21 protein-coding genes and 1 pseudogene are annotated in these 22,746 nt (G+C 64.5%); 10 read left to right on the top strand and 12 right to left on the bottom strand.

The window, feature by feature from the left end; genetic code table 11:
- Positions 1-36 precede the first annotated feature (36 nt).
- Complete coding sequence (locus KUO17_RS22380; protein ID WP_217977769.1) at positions 37-1,314, top strand: acetyl-CoA C-acetyltransferase; 1,278 nt, start codon at positions 37-39, stop codon at positions 1,312-1,314.
- On the opposite strand, the gene KUO17_RS22375 is transcribed toward KUO17_RS22380, so the two are convergent.
- A complete protein-coding gene (locus KUO17_RS22375) occupies positions 1,301-2,317 on the bottom strand; it encodes a bile acid:sodium symporter family protein (RefSeq protein ID WP_217977768.1) in 1,017 nt (338 codons plus the stop codon). The genes KUO17_RS22380 and KUO17_RS22375 overlap by 14 nt on opposite strands.
- 85 nt (positions 2,318-2,402) lie before the next feature.
- Here KUO17_RS22375 and KUO17_RS22370 point away from each other — a divergent pair, with 85 nt between their 5' ends.
- Entirely contained in the window at positions 2,403-3,194 is a 792-nt protein-coding gene (locus tag KUO17_RS22370; RefSeq protein ID WP_217977767.1) for an AraC family transcriptional regulator, read from the top strand.
- Positions 3,195-3,371: 177 nt separating this feature from the next.
- Entirely contained in the window at positions 3,372-4,265 is an 894-nt protein-coding gene (locus tag KUO17_RS22365) for a PA4780 family RIO1-like protein kinase (protein WP_217977766.1), read from the top strand.
- Between the two features lie 4 nt (positions 4,266-4,269).
- Here KUO17_RS22365 and cueR read toward each other — a convergent pair whose 3' ends face one another.
- Genes cueR through KUO17_RS22350 form a run of 3 tightly spaced genes read right to left on the bottom strand, consistent with a single transcriptional unit; the run spans position 4,270 to position 7,313 of the window.
- The gene (gene cueR, locus KUO17_RS22360; protein ID WP_217977765.1) at positions 4,270-4,671 is read right to left on the bottom strand and encodes a Cu(I)-responsive transcriptional regulator; all 402 of its coding nucleotides are present in this window, start codon (positions 4,669-4,671) and stop codon (positions 4,270-4,272) included.
- Positions 4,668-6,872 carry a heavy metal translocating P-type ATPase gene (locus tag KUO17_RS22355; protein ID WP_217977764.1) on the bottom strand — a complete coding sequence of 735 codons (2,205 nt, stop codon included), beginning with the start codon at positions 6,870-6,872 and terminating at the stop codon, positions 4,668-4,670. The genes cueR and KUO17_RS22355 overlap by 4 nt, the downstream gene beginning before the upstream one ends.
- Before the next feature lie 54 nt (positions 6,873-6,926).
- The gene (locus tag KUO17_RS22350; RefSeq protein ID WP_217977763.1) at positions 6,927-7,313 is read right to left on the bottom strand and encodes a hypothetical protein; all 387 of its coding nucleotides are present in this window, start codon (positions 7,311-7,313) and stop codon (positions 6,927-6,929) included.
- 136 nt (positions 7,314-7,449) lie between these two features.
- Here KUO17_RS22350 and KUO17_RS22345 point away from each other — a divergent pair, with 136 nt between their 5' ends.
- Positions 7,450-7,650, top strand: a complete 201-nt coding sequence (locus KUO17_RS22345; protein WP_217977762.1) for a heavy-metal-associated domain-containing protein — start codon at positions 7,450-7,452, stop codon at positions 7,648-7,650.
- Between the two features lie 124 nt (positions 7,651-7,774).
- The gene (locus tag KUO17_RS22340; RefSeq protein ID WP_217977761.1) at positions 7,775-8,956 is read left to right on the top strand and encodes a multidrug effflux MFS transporter; all 1,182 of its coding nucleotides are present in this window, start codon (positions 7,775-7,777) and stop codon (positions 8,954-8,956) included.
- Here the strand turns inward: KUO17_RS22340 and KUO17_RS22335 are convergent.
- Positions 8,940-9,104, bottom strand: a complete 165-nt coding sequence (locus tag KUO17_RS22335; protein ID WP_217977760.1) for a hypothetical protein — start codon at positions 9,102-9,104, stop codon at positions 8,940-8,942. The two genes, KUO17_RS22340 and KUO17_RS22335, sit on opposite strands and share 17 nt — an antisense overlap.
- A 115-nt stretch (positions 9,105-9,219) precedes the next feature.
- Entirely contained in the window at positions 9,220-10,233 is a 1,014-nt protein-coding gene (locus KUO17_RS22330; RefSeq protein WP_217977759.1) for a zinc-binding alcohol dehydrogenase family protein, read from the bottom strand.
- 108 nt (positions 10,234-10,341) lie between these two features.
- Here KUO17_RS22330 and KUO17_RS22325 point away from each other — a divergent pair, with 108 nt between their 5' ends.
- A complete protein-coding gene (locus KUO17_RS22325) occupies positions 10,342-11,262 on the top strand; it encodes a LysR family transcriptional regulator (RefSeq protein ID WP_217977758.1) in 921 nt (306 codons plus the stop codon).
- A 356-nt stretch (positions 11,263-11,618) separates the two neighbouring features.
- Positions 11,619-12,347, top strand: coding sequence for an ArsR/SmtB family transcription factor (locus tag KUO17_RS22320; protein WP_217977752.1), 729 nt, complete (start codon positions 11,619-11,621; stop codon positions 12,345-12,347).
- A 36-nt stretch (positions 12,348-12,383) separates the two neighbouring features.
- On the opposite strand, the gene KUO17_RS22315 is transcribed toward KUO17_RS22320, so the two are convergent.
- The gene (locus tag KUO17_RS22315; protein ID WP_217977748.1) at positions 12,384-13,337 is read right to left on the bottom strand and encodes an adenosine deaminase; all 954 of its coding nucleotides are present in this window, start codon (positions 13,335-13,337) and stop codon (positions 12,384-12,386) included.
- Between the two features lie 150 nt (positions 13,338-13,487).
- Between KUO17_RS22315 and KUO17_RS22310 the strand changes: the two are divergent.
- Positions 13,488-14,574, top strand: a pseudogene (locus KUO17_RS22310) (calcium:cation antiporter).
- Positions 14,575-14,580: 6 nt separating this feature from the next.
- Here KUO17_RS22310 and KUO17_RS22305 read toward each other — a convergent pair.
- From KUO17_RS22305 to KUO17_RS22285, 5 genes are all read right to left on the bottom strand, one after another.
- Positions 14,581-15,936, bottom strand: a complete 1,356-nt coding sequence (locus tag KUO17_RS22305) for an 8-oxoguanine deaminase (protein WP_217977746.1) — start codon at positions 15,934-15,936, stop codon at positions 14,581-14,583.
- A 115-nt stretch (positions 15,937-16,051) separates the two neighbouring features.
- Positions 16,052-16,738 (bottom strand): SDR family oxidoreductase, encoded by a 687-nt coding sequence (locus KUO17_RS22300; protein ID WP_217977745.1) that lies wholly within the window; start codon positions 16,736-16,738, stop codon positions 16,052-16,054.
- A 448-nt stretch (positions 16,739-17,186) separates the two neighbouring features.
- Positions 17,187-17,771: an IMPACT family protein gene (locus KUO17_RS22295; protein WP_217977741.1), complete on the bottom strand. Its 585-nt coding sequence runs from the start codon at positions 17,769-17,771 to the stop codon at positions 17,187-17,189.
- Between the two features lie 10 nt (positions 17,772-17,781).
- Entirely contained in the window at positions 17,782-18,441 is a 660-nt protein-coding gene (locus tag KUO17_RS22290) for a TetR/AcrR family transcriptional regulator (RefSeq protein WP_217977740.1), read from the bottom strand.
- Positions 18,442-18,541: 100 nt separating this feature from the next.
- On the bottom strand, positions 18,542-19,459 hold the full coding sequence (locus KUO17_RS22285) for a LysR family transcriptional regulator (protein ID WP_217977739.1): 918 nt from the start codon (positions 19,457-19,459) through the stop codon (positions 18,542-18,544).
- A gap of 124 nt (positions 19,460-19,583) precedes the next feature.
- On the opposite strand from KUO17_RS22285, the gene aptA reads away from it, so the two are divergent.
- Positions 19,584-20,930 carry an omega-aminotransferase AptA gene (aptA, locus tag KUO17_RS22280; RefSeq protein ID WP_217977737.1) on the top strand — a complete coding sequence of 449 codons (1,347 nt, stop codon included), beginning with the start codon at positions 19,584-19,586 and terminating at the stop codon, positions 20,928-20,930.
- Positions 20,931-20,991: 61 nt separating this feature from the next.
- On the top strand, positions 20,992-22,485 hold the full coding sequence (locus KUO17_RS22275) for a CoA-acylating methylmalonate-semialdehyde dehydrogenase (protein WP_217977736.1): 1,494 nt from the start codon (positions 20,992-20,994) through the stop codon (positions 22,483-22,485).
- Positions 22,486-22,746: the final 261 nt, after the last annotated feature.

The following is a 22,746-nucleotide window of genomic DNA, read 5'->3' as shown; positions in this document are numbered from 1 at the left end:
AGCGGGTCATCCCGTTTCGGAATAAGGAAGTCGTGCATGCGTGCTTTACGTCGGGTCGCGATCATTGGCGGCAATCGAATCCCTTTCGCCCGCTCCAACGGACCTTATGCCACCGCCAGCAATCAGGCCATGCTCACGGCCGCGCTCGAGGGGCTGGTGGAGCGCTTCGGCCTGCACGGCGTGCAGTTGGGCGAAGTCGCGGCCGGTGCGGTGCTCAAGCATTCGCGCGACATGAACCTGACCCGCGAGTGCGTGCTGGGCTCGCGGCTGTCGCCGCAGACGCCGGCCTATGACCTGCAGCAGGCCTGTGCCACGGGGCTGGAGACAGCCCTGATGGTGGCCAACAAGATTGCCCTGGGGCAGATCGACAGTGGCATCGCCGGTGGGGTGGACACCACCTCCGATGCGCCGATCGCGGTCAATGAAGGGTTGCGCAAGCTGCTGTTGCAGGCCAACCGGGCGAAAACCACCGCCGACAAGCTCAAGGTGTTCCTGCAACTGCGGCCCTGGCACCTCAAGCCCGAGCTGCCGCGCAATGGGGAACCGCGCACCGGGCTTTCGATGGGGGAGCATTGCGAGCTGATGGCGCAGACCTGGCAGATCGGCCGCGCCGAACAGGACGAACTGGCGCTGCTCAGCCACCAGAACCTGGCCCGGGCCTTCGCCGAAGGCTGGCACGATGACCTGCTGACACCGTTCCTGGGCCTGACCCGTGACCACAACCTGCGCCCGGACCTGACCCTGGAAAAGCTCGCCAGCCTCAAGCCGGTGTTCGAACGCAGCGACAAGGGCACGCTGACGGCAGGCAACGCCACGCCGCTCACCGATGGCGCCTCGGCGGTGCTGCTGGCCAGCGAGGACTGGGCGCGCGAACGCGGCCTGCCGATCAAGGCGTACTTCCTGGACGGGCAGAACGCCGCGGTGGACTTCGTCAAAGGCCAGGAAGGGCTGCTGATGGCGCCGGCCTACGCGGTGCCGCGGTTGCTGGCGCGCAACGGTCTGGCGCTGCAGGACTTCGACTACTACGAGATTCACGAAGCGTTCGCCGCCCAGGTGCTGTGCACGCTCAAGGCCTGGGAAGACGCCGACTACTGCCAGCGCCGCCTGGGCCTGAGCGCACCGCTGGGGGCAATCGATCGCAGCAAGCTCAACGTCAAGGGCAGCTCGCTGGCGGCGGGGCATCCGTTTGCCGCCACCGGCGGGCGCATCCTGGCCAACCTGGCCAAGCTGCTGGACCAGGCCGGGCAGGGCCGCGGCCTGATTTCCATCTGCGCCGCCGGCGGCCAGGGCGTGACGGCGATCATCGAGCGTTGAGCAACGCTTCGCCCTTGGCGGAGGTAAGCGGGCGATTGGCGTAGTGCTCGGCCATGATCGAGCACACGATCAATTGCAGCGGGTGGTAGATCATGATCGGCAGCAGGATCAGCCCAAGCCCCGGGTGGGCGCCAAAGATCAGCGCGGCCATCGGCGCGCCAGCGGCCAGGGACTTCTTGCTGGCACAGAACACGGCGGCAATCTCGTCGGCGGGCGAGAACTTCATCAGGCGCGCGCTGCGCGTGGTCAGCCACAGGATCAGCGCCAGCAGCAGGGCGCTGCCGAGCAGGGCGGTGAGCAGTACCGAGCTGCCTTGCTGCTGCCACATCCCCGAGATCATCGAGTTGCAGAACGCCGCGTACACCAGCAGCAGGATCACCAGTTTGTCCATCACATTGGTGTAGCGCTTGTGGCGGGCAAAGAAGCGCCCGAACCAGGGGCGCAGCAACTGGCCCAGCAGCAGGGGCAGCAACAGCAGGGCGCACAGGTCGAGCAGGGTGGCGCCCAGGTCGATGCCGTCGCTGCCGCTGCCCACCACCAGGCTGACCAGCCACGGGGTCAGGAAGATACCCAGTACGCTGGACAGGCTGGCATTGAGAATCGCCGCCGGCACATTGCCCCCGGCGCTGCCGGTGAGGGCCACCGACGAGGAGATGGTCGAGGGCAGGGCGCACAGGTAGAGGAAGCCGAGCATCAGCAGGGCCGGTATGTGACTGCCCAGCAGGCGGTTGCCCAGCCACCACAGCAGCGGGAACACCACGAAGGTGAAGCCTTGCACCATCAGGTGCAGGCGCCAGTTCTTCAGGCCGTGGCGGATCTGCTCGCTGGACAGGTTGATGCCATGCAGGAAGAACACCGCGAACACACCGATGTTGATCACGTATTCGGCGTGCATGGCACCGCCGCTGGCGCCAAAGTGCGGGAACAGCCAGGCGAGGAAGGTGGCGAGGAGCATGCCGCAGAGGAACCAGTCGGTTACCACGCGCTTGAGGTGTGCTTGCATAGACGGACCTGCGAATCATTTTGTATTAATGAAACCAGAGGCTACCCTGTGGTCTTGTTTCCGTCTTGCGACACAAGGCCAAGCGATGCCGAGTAACGGACAAAACCTGCTGCCGCGTCCGATTCCCTTGCTGGAGGCGTTGCCGCGCCCACTGTATGCACGTGCCGAAAGCCTGGGGGCCGGCTCCTGGACGTCCCGTCATCGGCATGACTGGGTGCAGTTTTCGTATGCGATCAGCGGTGTGCTGGGGGTGTATACCGCCGAGGGCAGTTTCTTCGCGCCGCCGCAGTGGGGCGTGTGGGTGCCGGCGGGGGTAGAGCATGAGGTGATCACCTCCACGCGTGCGGAAATGCGCAGCCTGTACATCCGTTGCGAGGCCTCGGCCTGGGCCGAGCCGCGCTGCCGGGTGCTGGAAGTCACGCCGCTGGCGCGGGAACTGATCAAGCAGTTCTGCCTGTTCCCGGTGGAGTATGCCGAGGGCGAGAGCCCCGAAGCGCACCTGGTACAGGTATTGCTCGAACAGTTGCAGGGCTTGCCGGAGGTCGGCTTTTCGCTGCCGCTGCCCCAGCATCCGCGGTTGCTTGAGGTGTGCAATGCGCTGCTCGAGCAGCCTGAGCAGGACCACGGCCTGGGGTACTGGGCCGAGCGCCTGGGGCGCTCGGAAAAGACCCTGATGCGCCTGTTCCAGCGCGAGACCGGGTTGAGCTTCAGGGGCTGGCGCCAACGCATGCGGCTGTTGTCGTCGCTGGAGGCGCTGGAACAGGGGCAAGGCGTGACGCAGGCGGCGCTGGGCTGTGGTTATGAATCGACCTCGGCGTATATCGCGGCGTTCAAGGGCCTGTTCGGGGCCACGCCGGGAGAGTTGTTCAAACGCTGAGCGTTGGCCCGGCCCGGCCCGGCAAGCGCGATTAAATTATTTGCACATGATCCGGTCCATTGCTTGTAAGGGGGCTTGTTGTATCGTGAGCGCGCATCTGGCTCGCGGCTGTGAGAGGATGGCCGGCAACCCGTGATACCCGTGTGTTTGGCAAAACAGGACCCAGAACAAAAGCCGATGAAGACTCCAAAACGGATAGAACCACTGATTGAAGACGGGCTGGTCGATGAAGTCATCCGACCGCTGATGAGTGGCAAGGAAGCTGCCGTGTACGTCGTGCGGTGCGGCAACGAGCTGCGCTGCGCCAAGGTCTACAAAGAGGCCAACAAACGCAGCTTCCGTCAGGCCGCCGAATATCAGGAAGGGCGCAAGGTACGCAACAGCCGCCAGGCTCGGGCCATGGCAAAAGGCTCCAAGTACGGGCGCAAGGAAGCCGAGGAAGCCTGGCAGAACGCCGAGGTGGCCGCCCTGTTCCGCCTGGCCAGCGCCGGTGTGCGGGTGCCCAAGCCGTTCGACTTCCTCGATGGCGTGCTGCTGATGGAGCTGGTGTCCGACGCCCACGGCGACGCTGCGCCACGCCTGAACGACGTGCACCTGGAGGCCGATCAGGCCCGCGAGTATCACGACTTCGTGATCCGCCAGATCGTGCTGATGCTGTGCACCGGGCTGGTGCATGGTGACCTGTCGGAATTCAACGTGCTGCTTGGCCCCGAGGGCCCGGTGATCATCGACCTGCCCCAGGCCGTTGACGCGGCGGGCAACAACCATGCGTTCAGCATGCTCGAACGTGATGTTGGCAACATGGCCGGCTATTTCGGCCAGTTCGCCCCCGAGCTCAAGGCCACCCGCTACGCCAAGGAAATGTGGGCGTTGTACGAAGCCGGCCAGCTGACCCCCGAGAGCCCGCTCACCGGCCAGTTCGAGGAAGACGAGCACCACGCCGATGTCGATGGGGTGATGCGCGAGATCGAAGCGGCGCGCCTCGATGAAGCCCGTCGCCAGGCCGCACGGGCCGACGCCGAGAACGGCCCGGCGAAGGCCGAAGAGCCACCGCCGCCGTGGATGCAGTAACCGCTCAGTGACAGCACCCGCCGGCTGCCAGGTCCTTGAGGATCGGGCAGTCCGGGCGGTCGTCGCCCTGGCAGTGGGCCACCAGTTCGCTCAGGGTGTCACGCAGGCTTACCAGCTCGTCGATACGCCGGTTCAGGTCGGCGATGTGCTCGTTGGCCAATGCCTTTACGTCGGCGCTGGCGCGCTGGCGGTCCTGCCACAGGGTCAGCAGCCTGGCCACCTCTTCCAGTGAGAACCCCAGGTCGCGCGAGCGCTTGATGAATGCCAGCGCGTGCAGGTCGTGCTGTTGGTACAGCCGGTAGCCACTGTCGCTGCGCGAGGCCGGCTTGAGCAGGCCGATCGACTCGTAGTAGCGGATCATCTTGGCGCTCAGGCCGGAGCGTCTGGCGGCTTGTCCGATATTCATTGGGCATCGTCCCGAGGCGAGGTGGACGGCTTCCAGGTCTTGAGCAGCAGGGCGTTGCTCACCACGCTGACACTCGACAGGGCCATGGCGGCGCCGGCCAGCACCGGGTTGAGCAGGCCGAAGGCCGCCAGCGGAATACCGATCAGGTTGTAGATGAAGGCCCAGAACAGGTTCTGGCGGATCTTCGCGTAGGTCTTGCGGCTGATGTCCAGGGCGGCGGGTACCAGGCGCGGGTCGCCCCGCATCAGGGTGATGCCGGCGGCCTGCATGGCCACGTCGGTGCCACCGCCCATGGCGATGCCGATGTCGGCGGCGGCCAGTGCCGGTGCATCGTTGATGCCGTCGCCGACCATTGCCACCACACCGTTCTTCTTGAGTTCGAGCACCGTGGCGGCCTTGTCGGCGGGCAGCACTTCGGCATACACGTCGCGGATACCCAGCGCCTGGGCGACCACCTGGGCGCTGCCGCGGTTGTCACCGGTGAGCAGGTGGCTGCTGATACCATGCGCGGCCAGTTGGCGTACGGCCTGGTCGGCGCCTGGCTTGAGGCTGTCGCCAAAGGCGAACAGGCCGAGCACTCGCGGTTGCGCGCCGCGCTCTATCAGCCACGACAAGGTACGCCCTTCGGCTTCCCAGGCCTGCGCGCTGGCGGCCAGCTCGCCCGCTTGCAGGCCGCTTTCCTCCAGCAGGCGGCGGTTGCCCAGGGCCAGCTCGCGACCCTCGAGGCGGCCGGCGATGCCGCGCCCGGTGAGCGACTGGCTGTCGTTGATGGCGGGTACGTCCAGGTGGTGCTCTGCACAGGCATCCAGCACCGCCTTGGCCAGCGGATGCTCGCTGCCGCGCTGCAGGGCGCCGGCCAGTTGCAGCAGTTGATCGGCATCGCAGCCCAGCGCCCGGCTGTGGACGATGCGCGGGCTGCCCGAGGTGAGCGTACCGGTCTTGTCGAACACCACGCGGTTGACCGCATGCGCGCGTTCCAGCGCTTCGGCGTCCTTGATCAGGATGCCGTGACGCGCGGCCACGCCGGTACCGGCCATGATCGCGGTCGGCGTGGCCAGGCCCAGGGCGCAAGGGCAGGCGATGACGAGCACGGCCACGGCGTTGATCAGGGCGGTTTCCAGCGGTGCGCCGGCCAGCCACCAGCCGATCAGGGTCACCAGCGCCAATACCAGCACGGCGGGCACGAACACCTGGCTGACCCGGTCGACCAGCTTCTGGATCGGCGCCTTGGCCGCCTGGGCGTCTTCGACCAGGCGGATGATGCGCGCCAGCACGGTTTCGGTGCCCAATGCCAGCACCCGTACCAGCAGGCGGCCTTCGCCATTGATCGCGCCGCCGGTCACGCGGTCTCCCGGCTGCTTGGGCACCGGCAGGCTTTCACCGCTGATCAGTGCCTCGTCGGCGTGGCTCTGGCCTTCGATGACTTCGCCGTCCACCGGGAAGCGTTCGCCGGGCAGTACCCGCACCAGGTCCTGCAGGCGCAGGGCGCTGATCGGTACGTCACGCTCCTGGCCATCGATCACTTGCAGGGCGCGTTCAGGGCGTAGTGCCTCCAGGGCGCGAATGGCGCTGGCGGTCTGGCGTTTGGCGCGGCTTTCGAGGTACTTGCCCAGCAGCACCAGGGCAATGACCACCGCCGAGGCTTCGAAATACAGGTGCGGCATGTTGCCGGCGCTGGCGCGGCCCCATTCGTACAGGCTCAGGCCGTACCCGGCGCTGGTGCCCAGGGCCACCAGCAGGTCCATGTTGCCGGCGCCGACGCGCACCGCTTTCCAGGCGGCGATGTAGAAGCGCGCCCCGAGGATGAACTGCACCGGTGTGGCCAGGGCGAACTGCGCCCAGGCGGGCAACATCCAGTGGATGCCGAAGGGTTGCAGCAGCATCGGCAGCACCAGCGGCAAGGCCAGCAATACGGCCAGGGTGACGGCCCAGCGTTCCTTGCGCAGGTGCCGTTGGGCGTCGGCAGGGTCGGCCGGGCCTGCCTGCGGCAGGCTGGCCGAGTAGCCGGCATGGGCCACCGCAGCGATCAGCGGGGTGCTGTCGGGCTGGCCGAGCAGCTCGACATGCGCGCGCTCGTTGGCCAGGTTGACGCTGACGCGCTGTACGCCAGGCACCTTGTTCAGCGCGCGTTCGACACGGCCTGCGCAACTGGCGCAGGTCATGCCGCCAATCTGCAGCTCGAGGGTGGTGGATGTGGGCATGGGGCTCTCCTCCTTGGACAGGCATCAAGCTTCAACCTTGCCCCCTTGGCAAGGTCAATAGCCCAGCGCGGCCTTCTTCAGGTTCAAGCCATACTGGTCCATCACGATGCGGTACTTGTTGACCTGGCCCGCCTGTACGGTGATTGGCACGCTGCGCTGGTTCTCGATGCCGTTGTTGCAGCCCGGCGCCTGGCCAGGCAGGCGACGCAGGCGCACATTGACCTTGCCGGGTGGCAGGTTGAACGAGGTGGATTGTTCCTGAAACAGCCGCGCCGACAGCTGATCGTCGATATAGATGCCAATCTCGCACGAGGTGGCGACTTCGAGGCGCTCGCGGGAAATGATCAGCACGCTGTAGTCCGATGGCCCTTCGGCGCTGGCCGTGGGCGCGATGCTGCACAATCCGAGCAAACCGATAAGGCCCAATGCTGCCCTGCCCATGGGTGAATCTCCTGCTGATCGATCGACAAGCGCGCAGCTTGGCCGAGCTTGGCGCGGATTTCCAGCGCGGCATGCACTTGACCTTGCCCCGATGGCAAGCTTGAGACTCGGTTCAAACCCAAAGGAGGCAGTTCCCATGCAAGTATTCAGCGTTCAAGGCATGACCTGTGGCCACTGCGTGAAAGCCGTGACCCGCGCGGTGCAGAGCCAGGATGAGGGCGCGGTGGTCGAGGTGGACCTGGGCGCGAAGCAGGTGCGCGTGCAGAGTTCGCTGCAGGCGCCGCAGATTCTGCAGGCGATTCGGGAGGAGGGGTATCAGGCTGAGCTGCTGGCCTGATACCTCAGTTGCGCCCTTCGCTGGCGTGCCAGCGAAGGGCGTGCGAAACAGATAAAGATTCGCGGCGAATCCCTGCGCAGCCGGTTAGACTAGGTCGACTTGCTTAGCCTGCTATGGATTCCCGATGAACCTGCGAACCATCCTGATCCTGGGCGCCCTCAGTGCGTTCGGACCGTTGGCGATCGATTTCTACCTGCCCGGTTTCCCGGCAATGGCCCAGGCCTTTGCCACCGATGAAAAACACATCCAGACCACCCTGGCCGCCTACTTTCTCGGCCTGTCACTCGGCCAATTGGCCTACGGCCCGGTGGCGGACCGCTTCGGACGGCGGATTCCGCTGCTGGTGGGGGTGACGCTGTTCACCCTGGCGTCACTGGCCTGTGCCTTTGCGCCGAGCCTGGACGCGCTGATCGTTGCGCGCTTCGTGCAGGCCCTGGGTGGCTGCGCGGGCATGGTGCTGTCGCGGGCCATCGTCAGCGACAAGTGCGATGCGGTGGCGTCGGCCAAGGTGTTTTCGCAACTGATGCTGGTGATGGGCCTGGCGCCGATCCTGGCGCCGATGCTCGGCGGGGTGCTGGTCAACCTGTACGGGTGGCAGTCGATCTTTATCGTGCTGACCCTGTTCAGTGCGCTGTGCGCCCTGGCAGTGGCCCTGGGCCTGCCCGAAAGCCTGCCGGCCCACCAGTTGCGCCAACCCTTGTCGGGGGCCCTGCGCCAGTACGGCCGCCTGCTCAAGGACCGTGTATTTCTGGGCCATGCGCTGACCGGGGGGATCGCCATTGCCGGCATGTTCGCCTATATCGCCGGTTCGCCGTTCGTGTTCATCAAGCTCTATGGCGTACCCGCCGAGCACTACGGCTGGCTGTTCGGCAGCAACGCGGCGGGCTTTATCCTGGTGGCCCAGGTGAACGCGCGCCTGCTGGCCCGGCGCGGCCCGGCGTTCCTGCTGGCGCGTACCGTGTGGGTGTACCTGGCGGCCGGGGTGGTGCTGCTGGGCATCAGCGCATTGCGCCCGGCGCAACTGTGGCCGTTGCTGATACCGCTGTTCGTGTGCATCGCCAGCCTTGGCTGCATCATTCCCAATGCCTCGGCGTGCGCCATGAGCGGGCAAGGTGCCCGCGCAGGCAGCGCCTCGGCGCTGCTGGGGTGTGTGCAGTTCAGCGTGGCGGCGGGGGCGGCTGCACTGGTTGGCGTGCTGCATGACGGCAGCGCCTTGCCGATGGCGCTGGTCATCAGCCTGTGTGGCGGCGCGGCGGTGACCGCGGCGGTGCTGACGCGGCGCCTGGCGCTCAACCGACCCGTCTGAGCTGGTGCGGTGCCTGCAAGCGGTTTTGCAGCGTGGTGACGAAGGCACGCGCCTCGGCCTCGCTGCGAAAGCTGACCACATGCTGGTCCAGCTGGACTTGCCACGGACACCCGGCTTTGCGGGCTGAAGCACTGACGACGATCTTCATTGCTGTCTACCTGTGTGGTGGGCAAATGCAGCAGCATTGTAGCGCCGCCTGCTCGCCCCGGCATGGCGCAGGCGAGCCGGCTGACTGACGGTCATGCCGTCACGGCGCGAGGGGCTCAGAACCCTTCGAGCACGATCTTGCCCTTGGCCGCGCCGCTTTCCAGCAGGGCGTGGGCGCGGCGCAGGTTGGCCGCGTTGATCTGGCCGAAATGTTCGCCCAGCGTGGTTTTCAGCGTGCCGGCATCGATCAGTTCGGCCACCCGGTTGAGCAGCCGGTGCTGTTCGAGCATGTCGGCGGTCTCGAACAGCGAGCGGGTGTACATGAACTCCCAGTGCAGCGACAGGCTCTTGCGCTTGAGCTTGGTCACGTCCAGTTGCCTGGGGTCATCGATCAGGGCCAGCTTGCCCTGCGGGGCCAGGGCCTCGACCAGTTGGTCCAGGTGCTGGTCGGTCTGGGTCAGGCTGGCCACGTGGGTGACCTGGGCAATGCCCTGGGCCTTGAGCGCCTCGGCCAATGGCTGGCGATGATCGATCACCTGGCTGGCGCCCAGGTCGCTTACCCATGCCTGGGTTTCGGGCCGCGAGGCGGTGCCGATGACCTGCAGCCCGGTGAGCTGGCTGGCCAGTTGGGTCAGGATCGAGCCGACACCGCCGGCAGCACCGACGATCAGCAGGCTTTGCCCGAGGTCGGCGTTGCCTTCGGCAATCTGCAGGCGTTCGAACAGCAGTTCCCAGGCGGTGATGGCGGTGAGTGGCAAGGCCGCGGCCTGGGCGAAACTCAGGGTGCGCGGCATGTGCCCGACGATGCGTTCATCGACCACGTGCAGTTCGCTGTTGGCGCCGGCGCGGGCGATGGAGCCGGCGTAGTAGACCTTGTCGCCTGGCTGGAACAGGCTGACTTCAGTGCCCACTGCCTTGACCACGCCGGCGACGTCCCAGCCCAGTACCTTGGGCGTGTTGGCCTCTGGCTGCACGTTCTGGCGAACCTTGGTGTCGACCGGATTCACCGAGATGGCATGCACCTGCACCAGCACGTCACGCGGGCCAGGCTCAGGCGCAGGCAGTTCGATGTCCTGCAAGGCAGCGGGGTCGGTGATTGGCAGGGACTGATAATAGGCGACGGCTTTCATGAAAGGTTCCTCGGCGAGTGATGTGCCCATGATTGGCCCTTTCACTTGCAGTTAAAAGCCGATAAAACGGCAGATACTTTCAATATTTTTTTGATAATGGTGGCTTTGGTGCTGCGTACTGATGATCTGCAATTGTTCGTGCGTGCGGCGGAGTTGGGCAGCCTGTCGGCAGCGGCGCGCCTGCTCGACCTGTCGCCGGCGGTGGCCAGCGCAGCGCTCAAGCGTCTGGAGGCGCAGTTGGGCGTGCGTTTGCTGGCACGGTCCACGCGCAGCCTGCGCCTGACCGCCGAAGGCGAAGGGTATATAGCGCATGCACGGGTGGCATTGGCCAGCCTGGAGGAAGGCCGGCGAGTGCTGGCCCAGGGGCAGGCGCAGGTCAGCGGTGTGCTGCAGTTGTCGGCGCCGTCGGACTTCGGACGCAATGTGCTGTTGCCCTGGCTTGACCAATTGCAGGGCGAACATCCGTTGCTCACGGTGCGCCTGCTGCTGGGGGATCGCAATGCCGACCTGTTCCGCCAGCCGGTGGACATCGCCTTGCGCTATGGCAACCCCGAAGACTCCAGCCTGGTGGCGCTGCCGGTATGCCCCGATAACCGTCGCGTGCTGTGCGCCGCTCCCAGCTACCTGGCCCGCCGTGGTCGGCCTGCGCGGGTCGAGCAGTTGGCCGAGCACAACTGCCTGCTGTACCAGCTCGGCGAGCGGGTGCACGACCAGTGGCGGTTCACCGGGGCGGGCATGACCGACACGGTGCTGGTACGCGGTGACCGCTTTTGCGATGACGCCGATGTGGTGCGTCGCTGGGCGCTGGCCGGCGTGGGCATCGCCTACAAGTCATGGCTGGATGTGGCGGCCGATGTGCAGGCCGGGCGCCTCACGGTGCTGATGCCTGAGCTGCAGGGAGAGCCGGCGCCGTTGAACCTGCTGTGTACCCATCGGGCGCAGTTGGGCAAACCGGTGCAGTTGTTGCGCGATCTGCTCAAGGCCCGTTGCACGGCATTGCTCGCGCCATTGCGGGACGCGTCGCGCTAGCACACTTTGGGGCCGGTAGATGGGGTCGCCGGGTATTACGTTTCATCTGAAGTTGAACGACTTGATTACTTTGGCTGTAGGGCGTTTGACGCTTGTTATGCGCGCGTGAGGTTTGCGGGGGCGCAACGAGGCGCAGCAGCCTGTGGCTTCGGCGCTTGCTGCAGGCTCTGCGGGCAATGACGAGGCTACGACAGAAGTGCACGAGGTTGCCCAAAGCACGCCTTTTGCGCAGAGGGACCGCCGTTTAAGTGCGCCCAAGGCGGCTTATACTTGCGCTCACAGTCGATACCAGCAAGAGACGTTTCCAAGGCAGGGACGGGCAGCTCACGTCTCCGGAATCCGCAGGGAGTGCAGATATGAAACCCGTAGCAAGCATCAGTGTGATTGCCAGCCTGTTGGCCGACCCCAAGCGCAGCGCCATGCTGTGGGCGCTCATCGACGGGATGGCCCGCCCTTCCGAAGAGTTGGCGAGAATGACCGGCCTGACACCGTCCTCCACCTGCGCCCACCTGGGGCGTCTGCTGGCGGGAGGTCTGTTGAAAATCGAGGCGCGCGGGCGCAAGCGCTATTTCCGTCTGGCGGCGCCCGAGGTGGGTGCTGCCGTAGAGGCACTGGCCAGCGTGCCGGTGAAGGAGCATTGCCGCCAGAATGTGCGGGTATGCCGGGAGGCTTCAGGCATTCCGCTGTCGATGCGCCGCGCACGCCTGTGCCGCGATCATCTGGGCGGGGAGCTGGCGGCCGACCTGTACCAGCGCCTGCTCGAAGCCAAGTGGCTGGACCTGAACGACCGCCAGTTGGACGTGAGCCAGGTGGGGCGCCTGCACTTTGCCGACTACGGCATCTTCATCGAGGCGCTCGCGCTGCGTGAAGGCAGGGCCTGCAGCCGATGCACCTGCTGCAGCGAGTGGAGTGAGCAGCGGCCGCACCTGGGCGGCGCGCTGGGCAGCAGCCTGCTGAAGCTGTTCGTGCAGTCCGGCTGGGTACGCCTGGACGACAATTCGCGTGCCGTGCACATCACCCAGGCTGGGCTGCGGGAAATCCGCATGATTGCCCAACCCCCGATGCCACTGGCAGTGGGGGAGTAGGCAACCGGCCTGGGCGGTGACGGCTCGCCGCCTGACTCAGGCCTTGACCAGGCGCGCATCCAGGCTGTTTTGCGCCAGGCGCCGGGCCTGGTCCTGGGTCATGCCCAGGTGGGTATGCAGGGCATGGAAGTTCTCGGTGACATAACCACCGAAGTAGGCAGGGTCGTCCGAGTTCACCGTGACCTTCACGCCACGCTCGAGCATCTCGAGGATGTTGTGCTGGCGCATGTGGTCGAACACGCACAGTTTGGTATTGGACAGCGGGCACACGGTCAGCGGGATCTGCTCGTCGATGATGCGCTGCATCAGCCGCTCGTCTTCGATGGCCCGCACGCCATGGTCGATACGCTGGATCTTGAGCAGGTCCAGGGCTTCCCAGATGTACTCGGGCGGGCCTTCTTCACCGGCATGGGCCACGGTCAGGAAGCCTTCGCTGCGGGCGCGGTCGAACACGCGCTGGAACTTGCTGGGCGGGTGGCCCATTTCCGAGCTGTCCAGGCCGACGGCAACGAAGGCATCGCGAAACGGCATGGCCTGGTCGAGGGTCTTGTGCGCTTGTTCTTCGCTCAGGTGACGCAGGAAGCTCAGGATCAGACCGCTGCCGATGCCCAGTTGCTGCTGGCCGTCCTTGAGCGCACGGCTGATACCTTCGAGCACCACCTGGAACGGGATGCCACGGTCGGTGTGGGTCTGGGGGTCGAAGAACGGTTCGGTATGGATCACGTTCTGCGCCTTGCAGCGCAGCAGGTACGCCCAGGTCAGGTCGTAGAAGTCCTGCTCGGTGCGCAGCACATCGGCACCCTGGTAGTAGAGGTCGAGAAACTCTTGCAGGTTGTTGAACGCGTAGGCTGCGCGCAGGGTTTCGACGTCGTTCCAGGGCAGGGCGATCTTGTTGCGCTCGGCCAGGGCGAACAGCAACTCGGGCTCCAGCGAGCCTTCCAGGTGCAGGTGCAATTCTGCCTTGGGCAGCGCATTAAGCCAGTCGTACATAAATCGGTTCTCTTCAGGTGCGGTTGCGCGCCATTCTACAGCGGTTGGGGCAGGCGCAGCGGTGAAACCTGACCGGATGGTTCAGCCAGGGGGAAAACCTTCAACAGCAGCTAGAGTCTTTAGCCAGACCCCATCTGTTCAAGGCTGGCGATGCTCAAGCTACTGTCCGAAGAAAAACTGTTGCTGCTGGCCATGGTGACGGCGCTGCTCGCCTGGCCGCTGGAGCCACTGTTGCTGGGGCACGGTCATGGTGTGGCGCTGCTGGCGGGGTTCGTGCTGGTCGGGGCGATCGTGTGTGCATCGATGCGCGTTGCCCAGCATGCCGAACGGCTGGCGCAGAAGGTCGGCGACCCCTACGGCACGATGATTCTGACCTTGGCCGCGGTGCTGGTGGAGGTGGTGATCCTGGCGATCATGATGAGCAATGAAGCGTCGCCGACGCTGGTGCGCGACACTATCTATTCGGCGGTGATGCTCGACATCAACGGGATTCTGGGGCTGGCCGCACTGATGGGCGGGCTCAAGCACGGCGAGCAGCGCTACAACGACGATTCGGCACGTACCTACAGCGTGATGATCATGACCGCCATGGGCGTTTCGATGGTGGTGCCCGAGTTTATCCCCAAGGCGCAGTGGCAGGTGTATTCGGCCTTTACCATCGGCGCGATGGTGGTGCTGTATGCGTTGTTCCTGCGCATGCAGGTGGGGCCGCACAGTTATTTCTTCAGTTACAGTTATCCACAGAAGAAGCGCCGTGATTCGACCAATGATGCGGCGAGCGTCAATCAGACCCGCTCGATAGCGATCCTGGTGGCGGGTGTGGTAATCATCGGCTCGCTGGCAGAAGTGATGTCGCAGACCCTCGACTATGGCCTGGAGGGCAGCGGTGCACCGCCCGTGCTGACGGCCATCGTGGTGGCGGCGATTTCTGCCGCACCGGAGATCCTGACCGCGTTGCGTGCCGCCCTGGCCAACCGCATGCAGTCGGTGGTCAACATCGCGCTGGGGGGCGTCGTTGTCGACGGTGATCCTCACCGTGCCGCTGATGGAGGCCATGGCCCTGTATACCGGGCAACCGTTTCAGATGGCCATGACTCCGGTGCAGACGGTGATGATCTTCATTACCCTGATCGTCAGCGCGATCAACCTCAATGATGGCGAAACCAACGCGATCGAGGGCATGACCCACTTCGTGCTGTTCGCCACCTTCATCATGCTGGCGCTGCTGGGGGTGTAGCGCCTGTCAGCCGGCAATCAGTTGCGCCGCCGCCTGGCGGTGATTGGCGATCAGGCCCTTTACGTCCAGCCCTTCGATCTGCCCGTCGATCACGCGCCACTGGCCACCGACCATGACCCGATCGGCCCGATCGGCGCCGCACAGCAGCAATGCCGAGAGCGGGTCGTGGCTGCCGGAGAAGCGCAGTTCGTCGAGCTTGAACAGCGCCAGGTCGGCCTGCTTGCCCACGGCCAGCTCGCCGATGTCGCTGCGCCCGAGCAGTTGCGCCGAACCCCGGGTGGCCCAGCCCAGGACTCGCTCGGGGGTAATGGCTTCGGCGCCGTAGCGCAGGCGCTGCAGGTACAGCGCCTGGCGGACCTCGAGGATCATGTTGGAGGCATCGTTGGAGGCTGAGCCGTCCACGCCGAGGCCGACGGGTGCACCGGCATCGGTCAGGTCGAGGGTGGGGCAGATACCGGAGGCCAGGCGCATGTTCGAGCTTGGGCAATGGCAGATGCCGGTACCGGCAGCACCCAGGCGGGCGATTTCGTCCGGGTTGAAGTGGATGCCGTGCGCCAGCCAGGTGCGCGGGCCCAGCCAGCCGACGCTGTCCAGGTAGTCGACGGTGCGCAGGCCGAAGCGTTGCAGGCAGAAGTCCTCCTCGTCGAGGGTTTCGGCCAAGTGGGTGTGCAGGCGCACATCCAGCTCTTGGGCCAGGGTCGCGCTGGCGCGCATGATTTCGGGTGTCACGGAGAACGGCGAGCACGGCGCCAGGGCGATCTGGATGCGTGCGCCGTCACCGCGCTCATGGTAGCTGTGGATAAGTCGCTGGCTGTCGGCCAGGATCACTTCGCCCTGTTGCACCGTCTGCTGCGGTGGCAGCCCGCCATCGGCTTCGCCCAGGCTCATGGAGCCGCGGGTAAGCATGGCGCGCATGCCCAGTTTTCGCACGCTCTCGACCTGCACGTCGATGGCGTTTTCCAGGCCATCGGGGAACAGGTAGTGGTGGTCGGCAGCCGTGGTGCACCCCGACAGCAGCAGTTCGGCCAGGGCCACCTGGGTTGCCAGTTCGAGTTTGGCCGGGGTCAGGCGGGCCCACACCGGGTAAAGCGTCTTGAGCCAGGGGAACAGCGGCTGGTTGACCACCGGTGCCCAGGCACGGGTGAGGGTCTGGTAGAAGTGATGATGGGTATTGATAAGGCCCGGCAGCACCACATGCTCATGCGCATCGAAGGTCTGCGGGCAGGGTGTAGCGGGGGATTGGCCGAGGCCGAGCACTTCGCGGATGATGCCGTCTTCCAGCACCAGGCCGCCGCGGGCGTCGAGGGTGTTGGCAGTGAAGATGGCAAGCGGGTTTTTCAACCAGATACGGGTCGCAGGCATGGTGCCGGCTCCTCTGAAAGTGGGTTCAGGTTAGCCAGCTCAGTGTTGCCCTGTCTGCTGATCCAGGTCCGCCGCGATGGGCGAGGCGTCGAGTCTACACCCACCGCGAGCCGCTTCACCAGACCAGCGATTCACCTTTGTAGTTGATGAAATGCAGGCCGCCCTTGCCACTGCTGGCCTGGACCTGTTCGACCATCCCACGGGTACTGGTGAGCACGTCGATCTCGGCACCTTCGCCGCCCATGTCGGTCTTGACCCAGCCCGGGTGCATGGCCAGCACCGTCAGCGGGGTGTCGCCCAACTGCACCACGAAGCTGTTGATCATGGAGTTCAGTGCTGCCTTGCTGGCCTTGTACAGGGCCATTTCCGGTGCGTCGGGAATGCCCACGCTGCCCAGGATCGAACTCATGAAGGCGATGACGCCACCGTTGGCGTTCAGTTGCGCGGCGAATCGCTGCGCGACGCGGATCGGCGCGACGCTGTTGGTCATGAACAGTTCGCCAACGTCGGCCAGTTGCGCGTGTTCGGCATTCTGCTCGTCCGGCCCCTTGACCCCGGCATTGACGAACAGCAGGTCGAAGGTCTGCCCCTCGAGCTGCGCCTGCAGGGCATCGAGTTGCTGGCTGCTGTTCATCTCCAGGGTCTGTACCTGCACCCCCTTGAGCTTGGCCAGGTCCGCAGCCCTGGCCGGATCGCGAACGGTGGCCACGACGTTCCAGCCGGCCTCACCCAGGCGTTCGACCAGGCCCAGGCCCAGGCCACGCGAGGCGCCAATGATCAATGCGGTTTTTGTGGCAGTCATGGGGATTCTCCTTGCAAGGGGACAGGCGCCGAGGCGCGTAGAGGGCAGGTGTGCAACGGCTTCAATACCCGTGGGCATGCCTGAATCAGGGGGTGACCCTGGAGGATACTCCAGCCTTTCGCCGGCTGCCTTCAATATCAGGCAAGAAGCGGCGGGTTTGGCAGCGATACGCACTCATGCAGGGGTATCCCCGCTGGCCCGGGCAATAGTGCAATTGTGGCCGCTGCGTGATGATCAGAAAATGATCAGTCGTGGTTGAAGGCTGCCTAGCCAGCGGTTGGTGCAGGCACGCACGGTTTATCCACAGCGTGCTCCACAGAGTTCAGGCGCTGTGGATAAACTTTGATCAAATATTGATCGATACCTTGCAGGCCACGATTCAAAAGGGCTTCAGCTGAGTGCTAAGAGCTTATCCACAGCCAGGCCCACAGTGGATGTGGGCAACTGTTCAAGGGCGTTCGAGCACAATGCGCCCGCGGCTGAGGTCGGCCAGTTGACGCTGCAGCGGCTCGATGTGTGCTTCGCCCAAGGCCAGTTGCAGGTCGACGCCATTGGCGGTGAACTGCTCCTGCAGCACCAGGCCGTCGACTTCGCCGACGCGCAGCTTGAGCAGCGCCAGTTCGCTGAAGCTGCAACTGCATTGCACTTGCACACGGCTCACCAGCAGGCGCTTTTCGGCCTGTTGCAGGCATTTGTTGGCGCCACCGCCATAGGCGCGCGCCAGGCCGCCGGTACCCAGCTGGATACCGCCATACCAACGGATCACCAGCACCGCGACCTGATCGCAGTCCTGGGCCTCGATGGCCGCGAGGATCGGGCGCCCGGCGGTGCCGCCCGGTTCGCCGTCGTCGCTGCTGCGGTATTGCGCACCCAGCTTCCAGGCCCAGCAGTTGTGGGTCGCGGCCAGGTCGCTGTGCTGTTCGATGAAGGCCTGGGCGTCGGCCGGGCTGCTGATGGGGGCAGCGAGGGTGATGAAGCGACTTTTGCGGATTTCTTCGCGAAACTCGCAGGTGTCCAGCAGGGTAGAGGGCATAAGCGGGGGATCAGTTCGGTGGGGTAAGGCCACAGCCTTTGAGGATGATGTGGATAAGGTTGTTGCTGGCATCTTCCATGTCCTGCTTGGTCAGGCGGCTGCGGCCGGTAACCTGGCAGATCTGGGTGGCGAAGTCGGCGTAGTGCTGGGTGCTGCCCCAGAGCAGGAAGATCAGGTGTACCGGGTCGACCCGGTCCATCTTGCCGCTGTCCATCCAGGCCTCGAATACCGCCGCCCGGCTCTTGAACCATTGGCGGTAGTCCTGGCTGAAGTAGTCGGTCAGGCACTGCCCGCCGCTGATGATCTCCATGGCGAAGATGCGCGAGGCTTGCGGGTTGCGCCGCGAAAATTCCATCTTGGCGCGAATGTAGCGGCTCAGGGCCTCGGCCGGGTCGTCGTCGGCGCTCAAGGTATTGAAGGTGCTGTCCCACAACTCGATGATGTTGCTCAGCACCGCCACGTACAGGCCCAGCTTGTTGGTGAAGTAGTAGTGCAGGTTGGCCTTGGGCAGCCCGGCATTCACGGCAATGGTGTTCATGCTGGTGCCTTTGAAACCGTGGCGGGCGAATTCGTCTTCAGCGGCCTGGATGATCGCCTGCTCGTTCTTCTGACGGATGCGGCCAGCGGGTCTGGTGGCCTGGAGGCGGTGTGCGAGGACTTCAAAGGTCATGGGCGATTCCGGACAAAGCAGGGTGGTGGGGCACATGCACTGATACCGCAGCTGTGCCGGGCGGGCAAGCGCCCAGGGGTGAAAAAGCCGATAAAGCACTTCAACGTGTTGCCGCCAGGCTGTCGAGGAAGCTTTCCAGCACCAGGTGCGGGCGGCGCCCCTTGCGTGTGACCCAGCACAGGCTCAGGTCATAGAAGCGTTCGCTGGGCTTGAGTGCGCGCAGGCGACCCTGTTGCACCCAGGCGCTGGCGTAGTGATCGGGCAGGTAGCCGATATAGCGCCCGGTCAGGATCAGAAAGGCCATGCCCTCGCGGTCCGAAGCGCTGGCGGTGCAGTGCAGGGCCTGGTATTGCGCCTGAATCTCGGCCGGCAGGCGGAACGTGGGCGCGATCGCGTCCTGGCCGTTGAGCCGCTCGTCGTCCAGCTGGCGGTCGTCGGCATAGAACAACGGGTGGCCCACGGCGCAGTAGAGCAGTGAGCGCTCGCTGTACAGCGGTTGGTATTCGAGCCCCGAGAGTGGGCTGGTCTGTGGTACCACGCCCACGTGCAGGCTGCCGTCGAGTACGCCCTGTTCGACCTGGCTGGGGGCGATCATGCGGATCTGGATGCGCACCTCCGGGCCGCGGTCCTTGAGCTGGGCCAGCGCGTGGGTGATGCGCATGTGCGGCAAGGTCACCAGGTTGTCGGTGAGGCCGATGTTCAGCTCGCCGCGCAGGTGCTGGTGCAGGCCGTTGACCTCGGTGCGAAAGCTTTCGAGCGCCCCCAGCAACTGGAGGGCCGACTGGTATACCTCGCGCCCTTCCTCGGTCAGCGAAAATCCGGCGCGGCCACGTTGACACAGGCGCAGGCCCAGGCGCTGCTCAAGGTCGCTCATCTGCTGGCTGATCGCCGAGCGGCCTATGCCCAGCACGTTCTCGGCCGCCGAGAAGCCGCCGCATTCCACCACGCTGCGGTAGATCTTGAGTAGGCGGATATCGAAATCACTGACCTGGGCAAGCGGCTCGGGGCGACGGCTCATTGTTTAGTGTCCAGCTAACTGAAGATTAGAAAAGCAGGCTTTTCCAGACTTTATCGCCGTGACAATTTAGCTGCAACACTGTTTGCAACCATCCTGCTGCTTATTGCCCTGCGAGGTTTGTCCCATGAATCTGCCTGAAAACGCTCCGGTCGGCCTGGCCAGCCAGCTCAAGCTGGACGCACACTGGATGCCGTACACGGCCAACCGCAACTTTCAGCGCGACCCGCGCCTGATCGTCGCTGCCCAGGGCAACTACCTGACCGATGACAAGGGCCGGCAGATTTTCGATGCGTTGTCGGGGTTGTGGACCTGTGGCGCCGGGCACACTCGCAAGCAGATCCAGGAAGCGGTTTCGCGTCAGTTGGGCGTGCTGGATTACTCGCCCGCGTTCCAGTTCGGTCACCCGCTGTCGTTCCAGCTGGCCGAGAAGATCACCGACCTGACCCCGGGCAACCTGAATCACGTCTTCTATACCAACTCCGGCTCCGAGTGCGCCGACACCGCGCTGAAGATGGTGCGTGCCTACTGGCGCCTCAAAGGCCAGGCGACCAAGACCAAGCTGATCGGGCGGGCCCGTGGCTACCACGGGGTGAATATCGCCGGTACCAGCCTGGGTGGGGTCAACGGCAACCGCAAGATGTTCGGCCAGTTGCTTGACGTCGACCACATCCCGCATACCGTGCTGGCGGGCAACGCTTTCAGCAGGGGCATGCCGCAGGAGGGCGGTATTGCCCTGGCCGACGAGATGCTCAAGCTGATCGAGTTGCATGACGCCTCCAACATCGCTGCCTTGATCGTCGAACCCCTGGCAGGCTCCGCTGGCGTGCTGCCGCCGCCCGAGGGCTACCTCAAGCGCCTGCGCGAAATCTGTGACCAGCACAACATCCTGCTGATCTTCGATGAGGTGATTACCGGTTTCGGTCGCATGGGCGCGATGTTCGGTGCCGATGCGTTCGGCGTGACACCTGACCTGATGTGCATCGCCAAGCAGGTCACCAACGGTGCCATCCCGATGGGCGCGGTGATCGCCAGCAGCGAGATCTACCAGACCTTCATGAACCAGCCGACCCCCGAGTACGCGGTGGAATTCCCGCACGGCTATACCTACTCGGCGCATCCGGTGGCCTGTGCTGCCGGCCTGGCTGCACTGGACCTGCTGGAGAAGGAGAACCTGGTGCAGTCGGCCGCCGAACTGGCGCCACACTTCGAGAACGTATTGCACGGGGTCAAGGGTGCCAAACACATCGTCGACATTCGCAACTACGGCCTGGCCGGTGCCTTGCAGATTGCGCCCCGCGATGGCGATGCCATCGTGCGTCCGTTCGAGATTGCGATGAAGCTGTGGAATGCCGGCTTCTATGTTCGCTACGGTGGCGACACCCTGCAGTTCGGCCCGACCTTCAACACTACTGCGCAGGAGCTGGACCGCCTGTTCGATGCGGTCGGCGAAGCGATCAACCAGGTCGACTGACCCCCTCTATATATAAGCAGGCGTGAACGGTCGCGCCTGTCACCCCTTTCTGGAGTTCTGCATGAGCATCGTTCAGCATCTGATCCACGGTGAAATGGTTTCCGGCGGCGAGCGTACCGCCGATGTGTTCAACCCGTCGACCGGCCAGGCCATCCATAAGCTCGAGCTGGCCAGCCGTGACACCGTGCAGAAGGCCATCGACTCGGCCAAGTCGGCATTCCCGGCCTGGCGCAATACCCCACCGGCCAAGCGTGCCCAGGTCATGTTCCGCTTCAAGCAACTGCTGGAGCAGAACGAGTCGCGCATCGCGCAACTGATCAGCGAAGAGCATGGCAAGACCCTGGAAGACGCCGCCGGCGAGCTCAAGCGTGGCATCGAGAACGTCGAATACGCCTGCGCCGCGCCGGAAGTGCTCAAGGGTGAGTACAGCCGCAACGTTGGCCCGAACATCGATGCCTGGTCCGATTTCCAGCCACTGGGTATCGTGGCGGGGATCACGCCATTCAACTTCCCGGCCATGGTGCCGCTGTGGATGTATCCACTGGCGATCGCCTGTGGCAACTGCTTCATTCTCAAACCGTCGGAGCGCGATCCGAGCTCGACTCTGTTCATCGCCCAACTGCTGCTGGAGGCCGGCTTGCCTAAAGGCGTGCTGAACGTGGTGCACGGTGACAAGGTGGCGGTGGACGCACTGATCGAAGCGCCAGAGGTCAAGGCCCTGAGCTTTGTGGGCTCTACACCGATTGCCGAGTACATCTATGCCGAAGGCACCAGGCGCGGCAAGCGCGTGCAGGCATTGGGTGGGGCGAAAAACCATGCGGTGCTGATGCCCGATGCCGATCTCGACAATGCCGTCAGTGCGCTGATGGGCGCTGCATACGGTTCGTGCGGTGAGCGCTGCATGGCGATTTCGGTGGCGGTGTGCGTGGGTGACCAGGTGGCGGATGCGCTGGTGGCCAAGCTGGTACCGCAGATCAAGGCATTGAAGATCGGTGCCGGTACCCAGTGCGGCCTGGACATGGGGCCGCTGGTGACGGCGGCTGCCCGTGACAAGGTCGTTGGCTATATTGACGACGGTCTTGCGGCAGGCGCCGAGCTGGTGGTGGATGGCCGCGGTTTCAGTGTGTCAGGTCACGAAGAGGGTTACTTCGTAGGGGGGACCCTGTTTGATCGGGTCACTACCGGGATGCGCATCTATAAAGAAGAGATCTTCGGGCCGGTGCTGTGTGTGGTGCGTGTCGACAGCCTCGAGCAGGCCATGCAACTGATCAACGAGCATGAGTACGGCAACGGCACGTGCATCTTCACCCGTGACGGGGAGGCCGCGCGCCTGTTCTGTGACGAGATCGAAGTGGGCATGGTCGGGGTCAACGTTCCATTGCCCGTACCTGTGGCCTACCACAGTTTTGGCGGGTGGAAGCGTTCGCTGTTTGGCGACTTGCATGCCTATGGCCCGGATGGCGTGCGTTTCTATACCCGGCGCAAGGCGATTACCCAGCGTTGGCCGCAACGTGCCAGCCATGAAGCGTCGCAGTTTGCATTCCCAAGCCTGTAAACAGGTAGGAAACAGGGGAGGCCGCAAGGCCTCCCCTGTGCCTTTTTAGGTGTTTCTGACCTTTGTGACAGATTTGTTGCGATTAGCGCTTGACGGCCTCTCAGAAGTCTTTATACTTCGCCCCACTTCCAGCGTAGCCGGAACCAAAAACTCCTTGAGTATCAACGAGTTGGGCGTTTCAGCTGGTGCTGGAAGTGCTTCGATCGAAAGATCGGAAGCGGTGAAAAAGGTGGTTGACAGTGGTTTGAAACGCTGTAGAAT

Origin of the sequence: Pseudomonas aegrilactucae (assembly GCF_019168305.1) — a bacterium.
GTDB classification, from domain to species: Bacteria; Pseudomonadota; Gammaproteobacteria; order Pseudomonadales; family Pseudomonadaceae; genus Aquipseudomonas; species Aquipseudomonas aegrilactucae.
This window is presented reverse-complemented; position numbering and strand designations above follow the sequence as displayed.